Origin of the sequence: Streptomyces sp. NPDC057697 (genome assembly GCF_042799335.1) — a bacterium.
In the GTDB taxonomy this organism is placed as follows: Bacteria; Actinomycetota; Actinomycetes; order Streptomycetales; family Streptomycetaceae; genus Streptomyces.
Genome location: NZ_JBHVJA010000007.1, coordinates 247,040 through 263,983 on the forward strand (window position 1 = coordinate 247,040; position 16,944 = coordinate 263,983).

The following is a 16,944-nucleotide window of genomic DNA, read 5'->3' on the forward strand; positions in this document are numbered from 1 at the left end:
CCCCATGACGGCGGAACGGGGCCGGGTGCTGCACCGAGCCGCCGGTAGTGACGTGAATCACAGCCGGGACGGAAGGGTGTCCCAGGATCTCGCGCCGCTGCCGCCCGGGGTGCGGGCGGGGCCCGGCGAAGCGGAGGGCCGCCGGGCGGGCGGCCCGCAGTCGGCCGAGAAGAACGGGGGCGCCTCTTGCCAGATACTACGGTGACCGTACTACGGTGTGCCGGGTGAAGAACAAACGCTCCATGCAGGAGCCGACCTTCCTCCTCCTCACCGCACTCGCCGACCGGCCGCGCCACGGCTACGCGCTCGGGGACGAGGTCGCCGCGATCTCCGACGGGCGGGTGCGACTGGGCGCAGGCAGCCTCTACGGCACCCTTGACCGCCTGCTGGCTGAGGGGCTGATCCGCGTCGAGCGCGAGGAGACGGTGGACGGACGCCCCCGACGCGTGTTCACCCTCACCCCGGACGGAGAACAGTCGCTCAGGACCGAGGCCGACCGCCTGCGCTCCGCCCTGCGCGAGGCGGACCGCCGCCTGGCGGCACCCCGGACCCGTTCCGCAGGAGGCTCGGCATGACCTCGAAGCACCCCTGAACGCCTGGCTTCTCCGGCGGGCCCTCGCGCTCTACCCGTCCTCGTACGGCACCGGCGCGCTCGCGGAGGTGACCGACTTCGCCGCCCGCCGGATCGCTCTCCGGTCCGGCCGGAGGGCTGCGCGAGGTGGCCGATGTCGCCGGGCACGGAGTCCGGGTCCGGCTCGGCCTGGTCTCCCACCGCCCGACGGGCCGGGCGTTCGCCACCGCGGCGCCGATCGCCGCCCTGCTCGCCGGAACCTACGCGGCAGCCTCGGTCGTGCGCGACGTGCGAACCGCCTTCAGCCCCGAGACCCACGGCTCCTCCACCAGCGGCTTCCCCGACGGAGGCCCGCTCCTGGCGGCGGTCTCGTTCCTCGTCCCGGCCGCGCTCACGGCCTGCGCGGTGGTGGCCGACCGCTGGTCCGCCGCACGGGTCCTGGCCCTGCTGGCCGCCGCTTCGGCGGCACTGTTCTGCCTGCTGTCCTACACCGGGCCGCTCGGCCCGGACCGAGCCGCAGCAGCCGGACTCGGCCTCGGCCCGCGCGGGTTGGGGCTGATCACGCTCAACACCCTGATCCTCCTGCTCGCCCCGCCCGACCGGGAGCGCCGCATCCGGAGCGAGAGATCGTATGACCGGCTATGCGCTCGCCCCGCCCGACCGGGAGCGCCGCCCCGGCACCGGGCCTTCGCCGCCGCCCCAGGGATGGGCCGTGGTGACGACCCGGCAGGCGTCGAAGACGAACAACGGGCGGCGGAAGACCGCCACCAGGCTGCGCAGCGGGTGCCGGACCACGTCCGGCACCCGCTGCCGGGAACGGGGGGCCATCCCTGCGGGCGCGGGGAGCAGTCGCGCATCCGGCGCAGCGCCTCGTCGGCCTGGGGGCCATCCCCGCCCGCGCCGGGGCGCCGTAGAACGCCCCGTACCGGGACGCCTGCTCATCCGTCAGAAACTCGACCGCCACAACGGCCTTCCGAAGATCGACAACATCGACCCGCGAAGGTTGGAGCCCACGATCAGCCCAGGTCAACGGCCTCCGGAGACCGGCCCGGCCTTAGAAGCCGTTGTCGTACCGAAGGTGATCGCTGAGTTTCTGCTGGTCAGGAGTGAGGGCGGCGTCTCGGCGGCAGGGATGACGTGTCGTGTCGTCGCTTCGCTGGAGGTGCTTGGTGCCGTCGGTCATGGGGTTGCTGGAGGAACGGGAACGCGCGGCCCGACAGCGGGTTGAGGGTCTCCAGGCGGAACTTCGGGACGCGGAAGCCGCCTGGGAGCGGTTCGTGATCGCCCGTGAGACGGTCTCGCAGGTCCTGGCGGAGCCTGACGAAGGCGTGCAGGCTCCGGTCGCCGGGGCCGAGCGGGCTGTGCCGGCGGCGGGTGCGGTGCCCGGCTCGGTGGTGCCGGTGTGGCGGGCAGGGCTCGACGCCACCATCCTCGCGCCGGACTACCGGCGGATCATGGACATCGTCGCGGGACGGGGCGAGGCGGTGGACTGTCGGCAGCTCGCCTCGGCGCTCGGCCTGGAGCCGCTGCCGGCGAAGGTCGAGGGAGTGCGGTCGAAGGCCAAGCGCCTGGCCGCGCGGGGCTGGCTGGCCGAGGAGAGTCCGGGGATGTTCAGCAGCGTCGACGGGCGAGGCGGCGGCTCATGACCATGCTCATCGACCACCAGATCATGGTCTCCGAACTGTCGGTGCGGGCCTCGTAGTCACGGGCCAGGCGGCGTGAGCGCATCAGCCACGCGAATGTCCGCTCGACCAGCCACCTCTTGGGCAGCACTACGAACCCCGAAGCGTCGTCGCTGCGCTTGACCACCGTCAGCGCGAAGCGCAGAACACTTCGGGCGAAGTCGACAAGCTTTCCCGTGTAGCCGCCGTCCGCCCACACCAGGGCGATCCGCCAGTGCCGCCCGCGCAGTGCGGCCAGCACCCTCTGCCCGGCCTCGCGATCGGTGACCGAGGCCGCGGTGACCATCACGACGAGCAGTAGGCCGAGTGTGTCGACCACGATGTGTCGCTTGCGCCCGTTCACCTTCTTCCCGCCGTCGAAGCCCCGCGTCGCGGCGGGCACGGACGTGGCCCCCTTCACCGACTGCGCGTCGATGACGCCAGCGGTCGGCTCCCGGTCACGACCCGCAGCCTCGCGGACCCGGTCCCGCAGCCGGTCGTGCAGTTCCCGCGTGAAGCCCTTGTCCCGCCACCTGCGCCAGAAGGCGTAGACCCGGTCCCAGACGGGGAAGTCGGCCGGCATGGCCCGCCACTTGATCCCGTTGTCGACCAGGTAGCGCACCGCGTCGATCATCTGTCGGTGGCAGTAGCCCTCCGGCTGCCCGCCCCTGCCCTCCAGCCATCCCGGCACCGGCAAGGACACACGGACTTCGGCCCACTCGGCGTCCGTCATGTCGGACGGATAGGTCCGCGCCCGCTCGGGACGGTCGGCCGCATTTCCGAACCGGTGAGCGAGGCAATCACACGACCGGGGAACCGAGTTGGACTCCACGGGCAGGACAGCGCAAGACTGCAACATGAGGGCCTCCTGGGCTTCGGGCTTCGACAATCCCGAGCTGACCAGGAGGCCCTACCTTCATGCACGCTCCCACTGAGGATCACCCGACCGAGCTGCACTCATCGAACCGACGCTCACCATGATCGGTACGACAACGGCTACTCATGCCTTACGGCGCCCCATGGCCTCTGAGCTGCGCTTTTGGCTACTCAACCCCAGATAACGGACGCAGGCGGTGGCCGAGTTGAAGCAGAAGATGAGCGAGGCAGCGTAAAATCTGTCTTCGCACCGCATCGGTTCAGTCTGTGTCGGCCAGCCACTGGTCGATGAGCGCCTTGCCAATCGAATCGATCCGGTACGGGCCGCCGAGAGCAGCGTCCGCCAGCCGCGCGCGCAGTTCCGCGGCCGTGAACCAGCGTGCCTCCACCACTTCCACGTTGTCCACATCGATCGCGTCGGAAAGGGCCTCGGCGCGAAACCCGATCATCACCCCCGCCGGGAACGGCCACCCCTGGGAACCCTGGTAGGTCACCGCACCCACGGTGACGCCGGCTTCCTCCCGCACCTCGCGGCGCACCGTGTCCTCGAAGCTCTCGCCGATCTCGACGAACCCGGCCAGGGTGCTGAAGCGGTTCGGGCCGGATGCCGCATGGCGGCCGAGCAGGCAGCGCCGGGGCGTGCCCGGAAGCTCGACTAGCACGATCACGGCCGGTTCGATCCGCGGGAACAGCAGCTTCCCACAGTTCTGGCAGGTCCGCAGGTGGCCACCATTGCAGGACCGGGCCGGGCCCCCGCAGGCGCCACAAAACCGCTGATTGCGGTTCCAGTGCAGAATTCCCCGCGCGTACGCCAGCAGACCCGCTTCGTCCGGCGTGATGGTGGGAACCATCGCCCGCACGTCCAGCATCCTGTCCGCGCCGGCCAGCTCGACGGCGCTCTCCCGTTCGAGCCCGGACACATCAGCCGCGAACACCGCCCTCTCGCCTTCGAGGCCGAGCAGCACCCGGTCGCCGGCCGCGACGAGGATGTCCCTCGCCTGGGCCAAGGGCAGCCGCAACGGCGTTTCGTTTCGCACCAGGCACTGGTCCTGCCACAGGGGAATGACCTGGGTACTGGCCCTGGTCAGCAGTGCCTCGATCCAGTCCGAGTCTCCGCGCCGATCAACGACACGGTCGAGCCCCAACCCGCTGTAGTACACCGTTCCTCCTGGATCACAGTGTCCGCCTGTCCTCGACAGTAGCGGATACGTCCGCCGACACCCTCCGCAGCCAGAACTTGCCTAAGAAGCCGTTGTCGTACCGAAGTTGATCGCCGAGTTTCCGCTGGTCAGGAGTGAGGACGGCGTTTCAGCGGCAGGAATGGCACGTCATGTCGTGGCTTCGGTGGAGGTGCTTGGTGCCGTCGGTGATGGGGCTGCTGGAGGAGCGGGAACGTGCGGCCCGGCAACGGCTTCGGGCTTCGACAATCCCGAGCTGACCAGGAGGCCCTACCTTCATGCGTGCGCCCACTGGAGATCACCCGACCGAGCCGCACCAGTCGAACCGATGCTCACCGTGATCGGTACGACAACGGCTTCTTAGCGCACGATCTGGCATGGATGTTCCTCAACCCCCAGGTCCCGGTCCGTGAGATACCCAAGTAGGCTTCGAGAGCCTCCTTGATCACTTCATAGGGCGAAGAGTCGGTTCGGCGCGCGTGATCATGAAGCCATTCCTCCAGGTCCGCCGGCAAGTATTTGGCGCGATTATCAAGATTCTCCAGCCTCGTCACCCACCGGCAATTATCTGGACTGTAACCCAGATTGTTGTCAATCCGGTCGATCTCCTTTCCGTCCATGTAGTCGCTGGCTAGCGCCCAGTCTCGAAAAGTGACAAAGTCCTGCCACTCATCACAGACAGTGACGCCTTTGAGTGAATAGCGGTGCGCATGTCGATGGGTGGTGTTTTTGCAGCGGTATTTCATAGATGCCCAGACGCCGTAAAGGCGGGTCTTGTGATCGCCATGTGTTGTAGTGCGGGCCCTTGTCGTCTCGCTGGCAAGGCATCCGCAACTGCGGGTGTTTCCGGACCTGAGGCTTGAGAGCCGAATTTCCTTGCGCGTTCGTTTCTCGCATGAGCATTCAACGAGGACCCGCGGAATCCACTCGCCTCTGCGACTCTGGCGCCTGTCGAGGAACTCGATGATCGTCAGCCGCTCATGGACGTCGCCGACGGCGGCCGGTGGGCGCTTCGCTGCCCCCTTGCGCTCACTGGCCATCGCCGCCTCCTGCCTGCCGGTTCGCTTCACGGTGGGCTTCCAAGGATCGGCGGATCACGGTGCAGGTGTCGGTGCCGTCGCGGGCTGCCCGCGCTTCGAGCGCCTCATGCAGTGGGGCTGGGAGAAACCTGCTTCGGTTCATGAGATTCTCAAGGTCGGTGACCCACCGGCAGTTCTCCGGGGTGTAACCCAAGTCGTTGTTGATCCGGTCGAGTTCCAGACCCTCTTGATATCCACTCTCCTCTGCCCACCGGGCGAAGGTGAGGAAGTTCTCCCAGGCTGGATCTACCATGACTGCTATGTCACGGCCACCATATGTGGGATATTTTTCCGACTTTGGATTTCCGCATCGCTCTCGCATGCTGGTCCAGACACTGTGAAGGCGACTGCGGGATTTTCCGTGATATCGGTATCTTTCATAGACCTGAACCTGACCGTTCCATACTCTCTCGACATGGATTCGGGCTTCCGGGTCGCCATCAACGCTCGCGTAACAGTAGCCGCAGGCGGACGTTTTCAGCTTCTCCAGCGCATCCTCCCGGACATGCTTTTCTCTCTTGCAGGCCGTGCAGCGGGCGGGGACAAAAAACCGGTTCCGCTTGGCTGACTGCCCGCTGCGGCCCGTCAAGAGCTTCGGGAACGACGGCCCGGTCACCTCGTGGATGCCGAGCACGCTGCCGACCGGCAGGTCCTCACGTTTCCTTGCAGGCAATGCAACTCCCCTCAGTGATAGCGGACTTGATCAGGCATGGGCGCTGTCTCGCCATCTTTCCGCAGGGCAGTGACGATGGCCGGGGCGACCGCCTCGGGGTCATTCGGAGCGTGGTAGGCCGATGGCGATGACGGCTCCGGTCTGTGTGTCCAGCTGCCGGTGGAGGGCTTCGTTGTCGTGGTGGAGGGCGGCGATGACCGTGGCGGAGGCGTCGAGTCGTCCCAGGAGCCGGGTCTGCTCTCGCTTGAGATTCCTCAACTCTGGGTTTAGTTCGTGGAGTTCGTCATCGCGCCGGGCTTCGCCGGGGGTGCGGGCGTCGGTGGCGGCCGTGCGGTGGTCCCATTCGGCGAGGATGCGGTGGGCCCGGTTCATCGTGGCCCGGCGGACGCCGGCGTGGCACGGCGATGGAGGCACGCCGGAAGATCCCCGGCGGCACGCCGATACTCCTCGCCGAACTGGGCTACCCGCCCCGGCTCAGTGTGGACCGGGTCTCCGCCCGGATTCCCGCACAGGAGCAGTGCCGGGCCCTGCGGCTGCCCGGTGACCTGCCGGTGCTCCGCACCCTGCGTGTCGTCTACAGCGACAACGACCGGCCCATCGAGGCGACCGTCATGGTCAAAGCGGGGCATATGTACGAGCTGCAGTACGAGTTCACAGCCGAGTGAGCGCCGCAGGAGGCGGGGGAGGTGCGGGAGCCGTCAGTCGGCGACCTCCCGGGCCACCCGTTCCAGCCGGGGGCGGAATCGTACATCTGGGTAACGTACATGGATGTGCCTCAAGTGACTGGTGGCTCGGCCGGTGTGATTCAGGCCGCAATCTCCCGAAGCGTCGGCATGTGCATGCCCGCGAGGAGAAGGCATCCGTAGGATTCCCGGATTCAGCTTTCTCCCCGTCAGGACGGTTTCGAGTGATATCCCCCCGTGCTTCCCGAGTGATGCTGCCCGCCCTCAGCGTGGCCGCGGTGCTGGCCCTGTCCGGCTGCGACCCGGAGTCCTCGCCCTCCAAGGGGGACGGCGGTGGGCGGGCCGTCACCGGATTCGGGGCCAGCCCGCTCGACAACGCCGACGGTACGAAGCCCGGCCTCGCGCCGCTCACCTCCGAGGCGGACCGGGCGGCCGGGCGGAAGGTCATCGAGAAGGTGACGACGAAGGGCCGGGGGCCGAAGACCGGTTACGCGCGGGACAAGTTCGGCTACGCGTGGAAGGACTCGGTCGACGGGATACCGCTCGCGAGGAACGGCTGCGACACCCGTAACGACCTCCTCGCCAGGGACGGCAAGGACGTGAAGTTCCGGTCCGGTTCGGACTGTGTGGTCGTGTCGATGACCCTCAAGGACCCGTACACCGGCTCGACCATCGACTGGCGCAAGCAGCAGGCCACCAAGGTCCAGATCGACCACGTCATGCCCCTCTCGTACGACTGGCAGATGGGCGCCGCGCGCTGGAACGAGGCCAAGCGGCAGCAGATCGCCAACGACCCGCTCAACCTCATCCCGGTGGACGGCCCGGCCAACAACGCCAAGCGCGACTCGGGGCCGGCCTCCTGGCTGCCGCCGTACAAGCCGGTCCGCTGCTCGTACGCGGTGCGGTTCGCGCAGGTGTCCCTGAAGTACGAACTGCCGGTCACCACCGCCGACAAGAAGGCGATGCTGGAGCAGTGCGGCGGGTGACCGTCCGGGCGGGCCGCTGACGGGGCGGGTGCCGGACGGGCGGAACCCGCCCCGGGGCGGGGCGGGTTCCGGTGGGCCGGTGGTCCGGGGGCTTCAGGTCCTCGGCGCGTTCGCCGTGAACGGCTGGTCGAACGCGGAGAATTCGACTGTCGCGGGGGTGGAGCCGCCGCCTCCCGTTCCGCCGTGCGGGAGGCGCAGCTCCAGCTTCAGCAGGAAGGGCTTGCCGGTGGTGGCGATGGCCGCCGTCCATTTCCCCTCGGCTGCTTTGCCGGTGACCGTCAGGGCGGGGGCGTCGGAGCCGGGGGCGGTCGTCCTTCCTTTGCGGGCCGTTCCGCTCTGCGGTGCGAAGGGGCCGAGGAAGGTCTCCCGGTCGCAGTAGCGTTCGGCCAGCTCCGCGTGGTGGTCGCCGGGGGCGGGCTTCGTCCAGCGGCCTGCGCGGCCGGCGGTATCGGTGGCGGTTTTGGCGGTGGCGGCGGGGGCTGTGGCGGTGGTTCCGATGTCGGATCTGATACGGACCGTGCCGCCCGTCCGCACCAGCTCCAGAGTGCCGGTCGCGCCCAGGGAGAGCGTGACCGTGCACGCGCCCCTGATGTCCGTGGCCACGAACGCCTCGACCGGGCCCTCGGGGGAGGTCGTCTCCACCGCCATGCGTACCGACTTGGCGGCCCGGGTCGCCGCGAGGGCCTTGTTGACGACCTCGGGGCCGGTCAGCCGCGCATAGGGGGCGGTGGAGTCGGGGGCGTCCTCCGGAAGCATGCCGCAGGCCGTCGCGAGGGCGAGGGCGGTCGCGGCACTCAGGGCAGCCGTCGAGGCGCGGGCGAGAAGGCGCATGGTGGGCGGCTCCGGTCTCTCCGGTTCGTTCTGTCCGGTTCGCGTTCTGTGCGGTGCGTTCTGTGTGGTGCGGCCTCTGTGGTGCGGCCTGTGTGGTGCGGCCTCTGCGGTTCGTTCTGTGTGGTTCGTTCTGGCCGGGTCCGGGAGGACGGTCAGAGCTTCAGGTCCCACTGGGTGGCGTCGTACGTGAAGCCGGGGTTGACCTCGACCGTCAGGTCCTTGGCGTCCGCCGGGGCGTCGAAGGCGAACTGGACCGTGACCTTCTTGCCTGGCAGGACCGTGCCGCTGAAGCCCGCGCCGACCTTGTTGTCGAAGATCTGCTCGGCGTCCACGCCGTCCTTCCCGGCCCGCGCCGAGACGCTGACCAGCGCGGAGTCGAACTTCTCCTTGCCCGCGTTCTCGATGACGACGGCGACCCGGTAGGCCTTCTTGCCCTTGGTGTGTCCGGCGGCGTAGGCGTCCGGGGTGTACGAGGTGGCGTCGCCGACCGTGACCGTCAGATCGTCGTCGTACACGGCCGAGTCACCGGCCTCCAGCGCCTTGCCGGTGTCCTTCTTCTTCGCGTCGTCCTTGCCCTTCGCGGAGTCGTCGCCGGGCTTCGGCTTCGCGGAGGCCGTGGTGTCCGACACCGCCTTGTTGAGGTCGTCCACGGCGTCCCCCACGGCCTTGAACGTGATCACCGCACCCACCACCGCCAGGATCAGCGCGATCAGGCCGAGCACGGCGCCGAAGGTGGTCACGCCCTTGTTGGTGGCCTCGCCGCGCTTCGCCCGGCCCCGGCCCGCCAGGCCGAGGATCAGGGCGATGAGGCCGAGGACGCCGGCCAGCCAGAACAGGAACGGGACCAGGCCGGACACGGCGCCGATGACACCCAGGACGAGAGCGGCGATGCCCAGTCCGTTGCGGGCCGGGCGCGTCCCCGGCATCTGGGCGGGGGCGTACGGCTGCTGGGGCTGCGGGGACTGCGGCGGCTGCGTGAACTGGGACATGGCTGTGCCCTCCGGCAAAAGCGGAAATGGATGGTGAGCGGCCTCGTGCACCGCTCCGGTGTTGCGATGGGTCAATCACAGCAGAGCTTGTGAACCGAGTCAACACGGTTCATCGTGAAGGGGTTGGTGCACGCTGTGAATCGATGTCGTGTGAACCGGGTCGGTATGCTCGCCGACAAGCCAGTACCGGGACGAGCGCCAGGACCAGGGAGACAGTCAGTGCCGGAGAACTCGACAGAGGTGACCGCGGCCGGGATCGCACGGCTGGCCGGAGTGGGGCGCGCCGCGGTCAGCAACTGGCGCCGCCGCCACGCCGACTTCCCCAAACCCGTCGGGGGCACCGAGACGAGCCCGTCCTTCGACCTGTCCGAGGTCGAGCAGTGGCTCCGCGACCAGGGCAAACTCGCCGAGGTCCCGCTGCGCGAACGGGTCTGGCAGCAGCTCTCCGGGCACCCCGCCGGTCCGGTCCCCGCCCTGGTCCACACCGGCTGCGCCCTGCTGCTCCTGCGAACCTCCCCCCACGCCTGGCCGGAGATCACCGCCGCGTCCGACGAAGGGATGGCCGGCGTGCTCTCCCTCGCCGTCGACAAGGCGCTCACCGCCCGCTTCGGCCCGGCGGAAGCCGGACGGGCCGTCCACGCCCCGAGCCCGGCCGAACTGCTCCCCTCCGTACCGCTGCTCCGCGCCGCCGCCGAACTCGCCGCGGAGACCGGGGCCCAGGAGACCTTCGAGTTCCTGCTCGGACGTCAGCTGGACGCCAACCCCCGCCAGTACACCCTCACCCCGCCCGGACTCGCCGAGCTGATGGCCGCCCTGGCGGAGACGGCGGAGCGGCCCGCTCGCACGGTCCTCGACCCGGCCGCGGGCACCGGAGCCCTGCTGCGCGCCGTCGGCCGCCCGGCCGCCCTGTACGCCCAGGAGGCCGATCCCGACCTCGCCGCGCTCACCGCGCTGCGACTCGCCCTGCACACCGACACCGGCTGCGCCCTGGCGGCACGGACCGCCGACACCCTGCGCGCCGACGCCTTCCCGCAGCTCGCCGCCGACGCCGTGCTCTGCCACCCGCCGTTCAACGAACGCAACTGGGGCCACGACGAACTCGCCTACGACCCGCGCTGGGAGTACGGTTTCCCGGCCCGCACCGAGTCCGAGCTCGCCTGGGTCCAGCACGCACTGGCCCATCTGCGCGAGGGCGGCACCGCCGTGCTGCTGATGCCCCCGGCCGCCGCCTCACGCCGCTCCGGCCGCCGGATCCGCGCCGATCTGCTGCGCCGCGGCGCCCTGCGCGCCGTCATCGCGCTCCCGGCCGGGGCCGCGCCCCCGTACGGCATCCCGCTCCACCTCTGGGTGCTCCGCAAGCCCGGCAGCGGTCGGCACCCCTCGCCCGAACTGCTGCTCGTCGACACCGCCGAACCCGCCGAATCGCCTTCGGCGGGCCCGGCGCAGGCCGCCCCCACGGGCGGGCGCGACCGGCTCGACTGGCAGGCCGTGCACCGCGCCGTCCTCGCCGCCTGGCAGTCCTTCGAGGGCCCCGGACGTGCCGACCGCCCCGGACGTGCCGATCACGCCGAACGCGCCGAACGCGCCAGCCACGCCGACCGCCCCGGCCACGTCGAACGCGCCGACCACTCCGCCCGCCCCGGCACCGGCCGCGCCGTGCCCGTCATCGAACTCCTCGACGACGACGTGGACCTGGCCCCCGCCCGCCATCTGCCGCCCGCCGCCGCGGGCGGACCCGCCGAGCTGATCCGCGTACGGGAACGTCTCACCGAGACGCTCGGCCTCACCGGCACCCTCACCCCGCCCGCCGTGACCCCCTCCGACCCGGCCCACTGGCCGCTCACCACCGTCGGCGAACTCGCCCGCGCCGGCGCCCTCCAGCTCCGTACCGGCGGCTCCGGCACCGGCCAGGGCCCCGTCCTCACCGAACACGACGTCCTCGGCTCCGCCGCCCCCTCGGGAAGCCTGCCCGCCGACGGACCCCCCGAGGAGCCCGTACTCGTCGAACCGGGCGATGTCGTCGTCCCCGTGCTCGGCGGCGGCTCCGTCGCCCGGGTCGTCGACGACGCCACCGCGGGCGCCGCGCTCGGCCGCAACCTCCAGCTGCTGCGCCCCGATCCGGCCGCCCTCGACCCCTGGTTCCTGGCCGGGTTCCTGCGCGGCACCGCCAACAACCGCCAGGCCAGCAGCTACGCCTCCACCGCCACCCGGCTGGACGCCCGCCGCCTCCAACTGCCGCGCCTGCCGCTCGCGGAGCAGCAGCGGTACGGGCAACGGTTCCGGGCCCTGGCCGAGTTCGAGGACGCCCTCAGACTGGCCGGACGGCTCGGCGGACAGCTCGTCCAGGGGATGTACGACGGGCTGACGGACGGCACGGTCGCGCCGGGGTGAGCTGAACCACAGCGGATCCGTACAACCCGGGGCCGGTTGTCGGTGTCGCCCTTTACGCTCGGTCTGCGTGCACGGAGCGTGTGCGCGGATGTTCAACGACCAGGTCTCCAGGAGCAGCCATGTACGCCCCGGGTCATCCGCCGACGCCGCCGCGCCGGGTTCCCAGCCGGGCCTGGATCGTCTCCATGCGGGTGCTGTTCGTCGTGCTCTCGGTGGGCTCGGTCGGGATACTGCTGTGGAGCCCGCTGCTCCGCCTCGCGATCGTGCGCCGCAGGGCGTCCGACTGGTGGCTGACCGGGGCCGGGTTCGTCTTCGTCTGCGTGCTCATCCCGATCCTCGGCCGGGACGGCAACGACGAGCCGACCGGCATCGACAACGTCCTCATCCCGCTGCTGCTGGTGACGATGCTGGGCTCGATCGCGTACTACCTGGTCGGAGACGTCCGCCACTACGAACGGCTGACGAAGCAGCACCCGATGGTCGGCTACTCCGCCGTCCCGCCTGCGCCGGGGTACGGATACGGGTACCCGTACGCGCCCACGGTGCCGACGCGGATGCCCTCGGCCGTGCCCATGCCCGCCCCAGTGCCCCGGCCGGCCGCCCCGGCGCCCGTGCCGCCGGTACAACCGGCACAACAGTCCCAGCAGCCGCAGCCGCAGCCATCACCTCAGCAACAGCAACAACCTCATCCCCACCCCCACCCGCACCCCCACCGCATCGACCAGGTCCGCGCCGAACTCGACGAATTGAGCGACTACCTCCGTAAGGAGGAGGGCCGGTGAGCGGCCGTCTCATCGGCGGGCGGTACCAACTGGCGACCATCCTCGGCCAGGGCGGCATGGGCCAGGTCTGGACGGCCTACGACCAGCGCCTGGACCGCCGCGTCGCGGTGAAGCTGCTCCGCCCCGACCGGGTCACCGGCCCCGTCGACGGCGAGGCCGCCGACGAGCTGCGCCGCCGCTTCGTCCGCGAGTGCCGGGTCACCGCCCAGGTCGACCACCCTGGCCTGGTCACCGTCCACGACGCGGGCAGCGACGGCGACGACCTGTTCCTCGTCATGCAGTACGTCGAGGGCGCCGACCTCGCCGACCACCTCGCCGAGCACGAGCCGTACCCCTGGCAGTGGTCCGTCGCGGTCGCCGCCCAGCTCTGCGCCGTCCTGTGCGCCGTGCACGCGGTGCCGATCGTCCACCGCGACCTCAAGCCCCGCAATGTGATGGTGCGCCCGGACGGCACCGTCACCGTCCTCGACCTGGGCGTCGCCTCCGTCCTGGACACCGACACCACCCGGCTCACCCACACCGGTTCACCGATCGGCTCCCCGGCCTACATGGCCCCCGAGCAGGCGATGGGCGGCGCCGTCGGCCCGTACACCGACCTGTACGCCCTCGGCGTCCTCCTTCACGAACTGCTCAGCGGGGACGTGCCGTTCTCCGGGTCCACCGCCCTCGGCGTGCTGCACCGCCACCTCTACGAGCCGCCGCTCCCGGTCCGCCGGATCAGGCCCGACATCCCCGAGGCGCTGGAGACCCTGGTGCTGCGGCTGCTCGCCAAGGACCCGCAGCACCGCCCGTCCGGCGCCCAGGAGGTGTACGAGCACCTCGCCCCGCTGCTCCCGCCGCCGGGCACCGCACTCCGTACCGGACCGCTCGACCCGACCCGCCCCTTCCTCCGCCCGCACGCCCCCTGGCCCGACCGCGCCTCCGCCCCGCCCCCGCCACCGGCCCCGCCCGCCCCCGCGGCCGCCCGGCCCGATGTGGCCGCCGCCGTCGACGACGTCAAGAGGCTGCTCGGCGAGGGCCGGATCACCCAGGCCGTGGACATCCTCGGCTCGATCCTCCCGGTCGCCGCCGCACAGCACGGCGAGGACTCCGCCGTCGTCCGCATCCTGCGCAAGCAGTACGCGGCGACCCTGATGGACGACGGGCAGTACCGCCGCGCCCTGCCCGAACTGCGCCGCCTCGCCGACGACCGCGCGGCGGAGGCGGGCCCGGCCGACGCGCAGACGCTCCAGTTCCGCTACGACGCGGCCCAGTGCCTGGAGCAGCTCGGCGAACCGGCCGCCGCCCTCGCCGAGTACCGCGCGGTCCTCCCGTACCACGAGAACCACGGCACCACCGGCGGCGACCCGGCCCGCTCCTTCGAGATCCGCAACCGCATCGCCCACCTGCTGCTCGCGCTCGGCGACCATGTGACCGCGCGCGTCCAGCTCCAGGCGCTGCTGTACGACGCCGAACGGGCCTACGGCCCCCACCACCCGCTGCCGGTGGAACTGCGCCGCAGGCTCGACCGCCAGGTGGAGGTCCGGGGCGGCTGACCACCGCCCCAGGAGCGGGCGCCCCGCCCCCGGGGCGGGTCAGGCATCCACGGGCTCCGGTGTTCCGGTGTGCCGGGGCTGCCGTGCGGGACCGGGCCGCCCGGCCCCCGCGTCCCGTCGCCGCCGGTACGCGAGCACCGCCCCGCCGAGCACCAGCGCGGTGAGCGCCCCCGCCCCCGCCAGGGCCCCCGCCCGCAGCCCCGGCGGCCGGAACGTGCAGTCGACGGCCGTGCCGTCGGCCGGGGCCGGGGTGGCGACCAGGCCCAGATAGCTGTCGGCGGGGCGGCCCTGGCAGCTCCAGCCCGCGATCCGGGGCGCGGCGAGCACGACCGTTCCGGTGGTGCCGGGCGGCAGTTCGGCGCGTACGCCGTGGTCGGTGACGTGCACGGCGTACGCGCCGGTGCGCTTCAGCCCGGCGACCGCCGAGGACAGCCGGGTCCGGTCCAGACAGCCGACCGCTCCGTGCGGCACGGTCCCGGCGCGTACCGGGGCCAGCGCGACGTGTACGTTCCCGTCCTCGCCGACCGTGCCCAGGTGGTGCATCGCGGCACGCCGGGCCGGCAGCTGCCCCTTGAACTCGACCTCCGGGCCGTCGCCGAGCCGGGCCCGGCCGAACATGTCGGGCGCCCACAGATACGCCTCGGTGCCCGCCGGGCAGGCGGCGGTCAGCGTGTACGCGCCGCGCCCCACCCGGTAGTCGTCCGCCCCCTTGTCCGCCACCGCGCCGCCGTCCGCCGCGCGCAGCGCCGTCGCCGGGACCGTGTAGACCCGCGAGCCGAGCAGCAGCTCCTGGTTCCGGAACGGCGAACGGCCGTACGCCACCGGCCCGTCCGCGGCCGCACGGCCGTCCGTCAGCGCGGGCCCGCCCGTCCCGCGCACCGTCACCAGCGGCGGCACCTCGGCACGGCTCGCCGTCACCGGCCGGCCGTCCGTGCCGCCCATGCCCGTGTGCCCGGCGCCCTGGTGCGGATCGCGCGGCCCGCGCACCCGCGCGCCGACCGAGAAGACCGCGTCGGTGACCGGGTTGTCGAGGCTTTGCAGCGCCCGCCCGTTCGAAGTCCACCCGCCGCCCAGCGCACGCATCGTGCGGGTCAGCACATCGGGTGTGTGGCTGCTGTAGTACGAGCCGCCCTGCCCGCCCACCAGCAGCGGATCGTTGGCGGTGGTCTGCTCCCGGCCGGGATCCGTGCGGTAGTCCGGCCAGCCGTCGGCGCCCGCGACCACGGCCGCCCAGGTCCGCTGCCGCTGACCCCAGGGCGCGTAGTCGTCGAGCCGGTTCAGCCGCTCCCGGTCGAAGTACGCGGTGGACGCGGCGGCCTGCCCGGCCTGGGCGCCGATCAGCAGCACCGCGGCCAGCACCGCGAACCGCCGCCCCCGCCCGACCAGCAGCAGCGCGCAGACCGCCGCCGCCAGCCCCGCCGCGAACAGCGGGTACGTCCACCCGGTGACCAGCGCGCTGAAACCGGCCCCGGCCGCGAGCAGCACCAGGACCGCGACCCCGCCGAGCAGCGCCCGCCGCCCCGGCCAGCCGTACGAGACCGAGACCCAGGCGGTGATCACCACCAGTCCGGCCAGCACGAACGTCTGCCGGTACGGGCTGCCGTTGGGCGTGGCGAAGGCGTGCCACAGCAGATGCGTCGGCTCCCACTGCAACGACAGCGCGACCCCCGCCACCAGCCCCGTCCACGCCCACCGCTCACGCCCCGGCACGGACCGCTGGAAGGCCGGCGCACAGGCCAGCAGCAGCGTGCCGGTGCCGAGGAAGAGCGCCGGGGTGAAGAAGCTGTACGTGGCGGGCAGCAGCCGGGCGAGCACATCGGGCCAGGCGGCGGGCGCGAACGCGCGGTCCCAGCCCGGGTAGGCGTGCTTGGTGCCCAGATAGACGGGGAGCAGGACGGGCGCCGCGAGCCCCACGCCCACCCCGACCGTGCAGACCGCCCGCACCAGCGCCCGGACCACCGTGCGCCGGTCGTCCCGCTCGGTGAAGAGCCGGACCGCCAGCACCAGGGCGGCTCCGAGCGTCGCCATGTACGCCGTGTAGAAATTGGCCACCCACACCACCGCGACGAGCAGCGGCCCGGCGATCCGGTGCCGCCCCGTACGGGCCCACTCGGCGACCAGACAGAGCAGCGGCAGGGCGACCAGCCCGTCCAGCCACATCGGGTTGTACGAGGCCTCGGCGACCGACCAGCCGCACAGCGCGTACGAGCCGCCGAGCGCCCCGGCCGCCCACCAGCGCCCGCCGCGCAGCGTCAGCAGGAACAGGGCCATCAGGGCGGCGGCCGACGCCATCTTCAGAACCGTCACCACATAGACCGCGAGATCGATCCGGTCACGCGGGAAGACCCCGACGAGCAGGGCGAACGGGCTGGTCAGATAGGTGCCGAGATCCGGCAGGAAGCTCGTCCCGAAGCCGGAGGACCAGTTGAGCAGCAGCCCGCCGTCGGCGTTTCCGTGCAGCAGGTCCCACAGCCGGGCGTGGAACGGCACGAACTGATTGCCCAGGTCGTTGACGCTGCGCGTGTACGGCCCGAACGGGAAGACGCGGGCCACGGCGTCTCCCGCGCAGACCGCGGCGACGGTGAGCAGCGCGGCGAGCGAGCCCGCGCGAAGGCGGGGGCGGGAAGTCGGCATACGCAGGAATATGCCAGCTTCGAACGCCCAAACCCGCCCCGAATTGGGTCAGTTCACGTGATGGACGCTCACCGG

Annotated in this window: 15 protein-coding genes and 1 pseudogene; 7 read left to right on the forward strand and 9 right to left on the reverse strand. The window is 71.5% G+C overall.

Features of this window, described 5'->3' with window-relative positions:
- Positions 1 to 242: 242 nt before the first annotated feature.
- Positions 243 to 575 (forward strand): PadR family transcriptional regulator, encoded by a 333-nt coding sequence (locus ACFVFH_RS20400; RefSeq protein ID WP_073810844.1) that lies wholly within the window; start codon positions 243 to 245, stop codon positions 573 to 575.
- Between the two features lie 635 nt (positions 576 to 1,210).
- Here the strand turns inward: ACFVFH_RS20400 and ACFVFH_RS20405 are convergent.
- Entirely contained in the window at positions 1,211 to 1,399 is a 189-nt protein-coding gene (locus tag ACFVFH_RS20405; protein ID WP_383770474.1) for a hypothetical protein, read from the reverse strand.
- Between the two features lie 353 nt (positions 1,400 to 1,752).
- On the opposite strand from ACFVFH_RS20405, the gene ACFVFH_RS20410 reads away from it, so the two are divergent.
- On the forward strand, positions 1,753 to 2,217 hold the full coding sequence (locus tag ACFVFH_RS20410; RefSeq protein ID WP_383770477.1) for a hypothetical protein: 465 nt from the start codon (positions 1,753 to 1,755) through the stop codon (positions 2,215 to 2,217).
- Here ACFVFH_RS20410 and ACFVFH_RS20415 read toward each other — a convergent pair.
- The 5 genes from ACFVFH_RS20415 to ACFVFH_RS20435 form a co-directional block, all read right to left on the reverse strand.
- Complete coding sequence (locus ACFVFH_RS20415) at positions 2,183 to 2,965, reverse strand: IS5 family transposase (RefSeq protein WP_383770480.1); 783 nt, start codon at positions 2,963 to 2,965, stop codon at positions 2,183 to 2,185. The two genes, ACFVFH_RS20410 and ACFVFH_RS20415, sit on opposite strands and share 35 nt — an antisense overlap.
- A 403-nt stretch (positions 2,966 to 3,368) precedes the next feature.
- Complete coding sequence (gene nudC / locus ACFVFH_RS20420; RefSeq protein ID WP_383770483.1) at positions 3,369 to 4,268, reverse strand: NAD(+) diphosphatase; 900 nt, start codon at positions 4,266 to 4,268, stop codon at positions 3,369 to 3,371.
- A gap of 350 nt (positions 4,269 to 4,618) precedes the next feature.
- Positions 4,619 to 5,326: a hypothetical protein gene (locus ACFVFH_RS20425; protein ID WP_383770486.1), complete on the reverse strand. Its 708-nt coding sequence runs from the start codon at positions 5,324 to 5,326 to the stop codon at positions 4,619 to 4,621.
- Positions 5,316 to 6,038, reverse strand: a complete 723-nt coding sequence (locus tag ACFVFH_RS20430) for a hypothetical protein (RefSeq protein ID WP_383770489.1) — start codon at positions 6,036 to 6,038, stop codon at positions 5,316 to 5,318. The genes ACFVFH_RS20425 and ACFVFH_RS20430 overlap by 11 nt, the downstream gene beginning before the upstream one ends.
- A 99-nt stretch (positions 6,039 to 6,137) precedes the next feature.
- Positions 6,138 to 6,452 (reverse strand): hypothetical protein, encoded by a 315-nt coding sequence (locus ACFVFH_RS20435; RefSeq protein WP_383770492.1) that lies wholly within the window; start codon positions 6,450 to 6,452, stop codon positions 6,138 to 6,140.
- Between ACFVFH_RS20435 and ACFVFH_RS20440 the strand changes: the two are divergent.
- Together ACFVFH_RS20440 and ACFVFH_RS20445 are read left to right on the forward strand one after the other, a co-directional pair.
- A pseudogene (locus ACFVFH_RS20440) lies at positions 6,425 to 6,703 on the forward strand (UTRA domain-containing protein); the annotation flags it as partial. The gene ACFVFH_RS20435 and the pseudogene ACFVFH_RS20440 overlap by 28 nt on opposite strands.
- 269 nt (positions 6,704 to 6,972) lie before the next feature.
- Complete coding sequence (locus ACFVFH_RS20445) at positions 6,973 to 7,707, forward strand: HNH endonuclease family protein (RefSeq protein WP_383770755.1); 735 nt, start codon at positions 6,973 to 6,975, stop codon at positions 7,705 to 7,707.
- 93 nt (positions 7,708 to 7,800) lie between these two features.
- Here ACFVFH_RS20445 and ACFVFH_RS20450 read toward each other — a convergent pair whose 3' ends face one another.
- On the reverse strand, positions 7,801 to 8,538 hold the full coding sequence (locus tag ACFVFH_RS20450) for a hypothetical protein (protein WP_383770495.1): 738 nt from the start codon (positions 8,536 to 8,538) through the stop codon (positions 7,801 to 7,803).
- Positions 8,539 to 8,690: 152 nt separating this feature from the next.
- On the reverse strand, positions 8,691 to 9,527 hold the full coding sequence (locus ACFVFH_RS20455) for a DUF4352 domain-containing protein (protein WP_383770497.1): 837 nt from the start codon (positions 9,525 to 9,527) through the stop codon (positions 8,691 to 8,693).
- 219 nt (positions 9,528 to 9,746) lie between these two features.
- Here ACFVFH_RS20455 and ACFVFH_RS20460 point away from each other — a divergent pair, with 219 nt between their 5' ends.
- The 3 genes from ACFVFH_RS20460 (at position 9,747) to ACFVFH_RS20470 (ending at position 14,235) form a co-directional block, all read left to right on the forward strand.
- On the forward strand, positions 9,747 to 11,918 hold the full coding sequence (locus tag ACFVFH_RS20460; protein WP_383770500.1) for an N-6 DNA methylase: 2,172 nt from the start codon (positions 9,747 to 9,749) through the stop codon (positions 11,916 to 11,918).
- A 119-nt stretch (positions 11,919 to 12,037) separates the two neighbouring features.
- Positions 12,038 to 12,700, forward strand: coding sequence for a hypothetical protein (locus ACFVFH_RS20465; protein WP_383770503.1), 663 nt, complete (start codon positions 12,038 to 12,040; stop codon positions 12,698 to 12,700).
- Positions 12,697 to 14,235, forward strand: coding sequence for a protein kinase (locus tag ACFVFH_RS20470; protein ID WP_383770505.1), 1,539 nt, complete (start codon positions 12,697 to 12,699; stop codon positions 14,233 to 14,235). Before ACFVFH_RS20465 ends, ACFVFH_RS20470 begins: the two co-directional genes overlap by 4 nt.
- Before the next feature lie 39 nt (positions 14,236 to 14,274).
- Here the strand turns inward: ACFVFH_RS20470 and ACFVFH_RS20475 are convergent, their stop codons facing one another.
- Entirely contained in the window at positions 14,275 to 16,869 is a 2,595-nt protein-coding gene (locus ACFVFH_RS20475; protein ID WP_383770508.1) for a YfhO family protein, read from the reverse strand.
- Between the last annotated feature and the right edge of the window lie 75 nt (positions 16,870 to 16,944).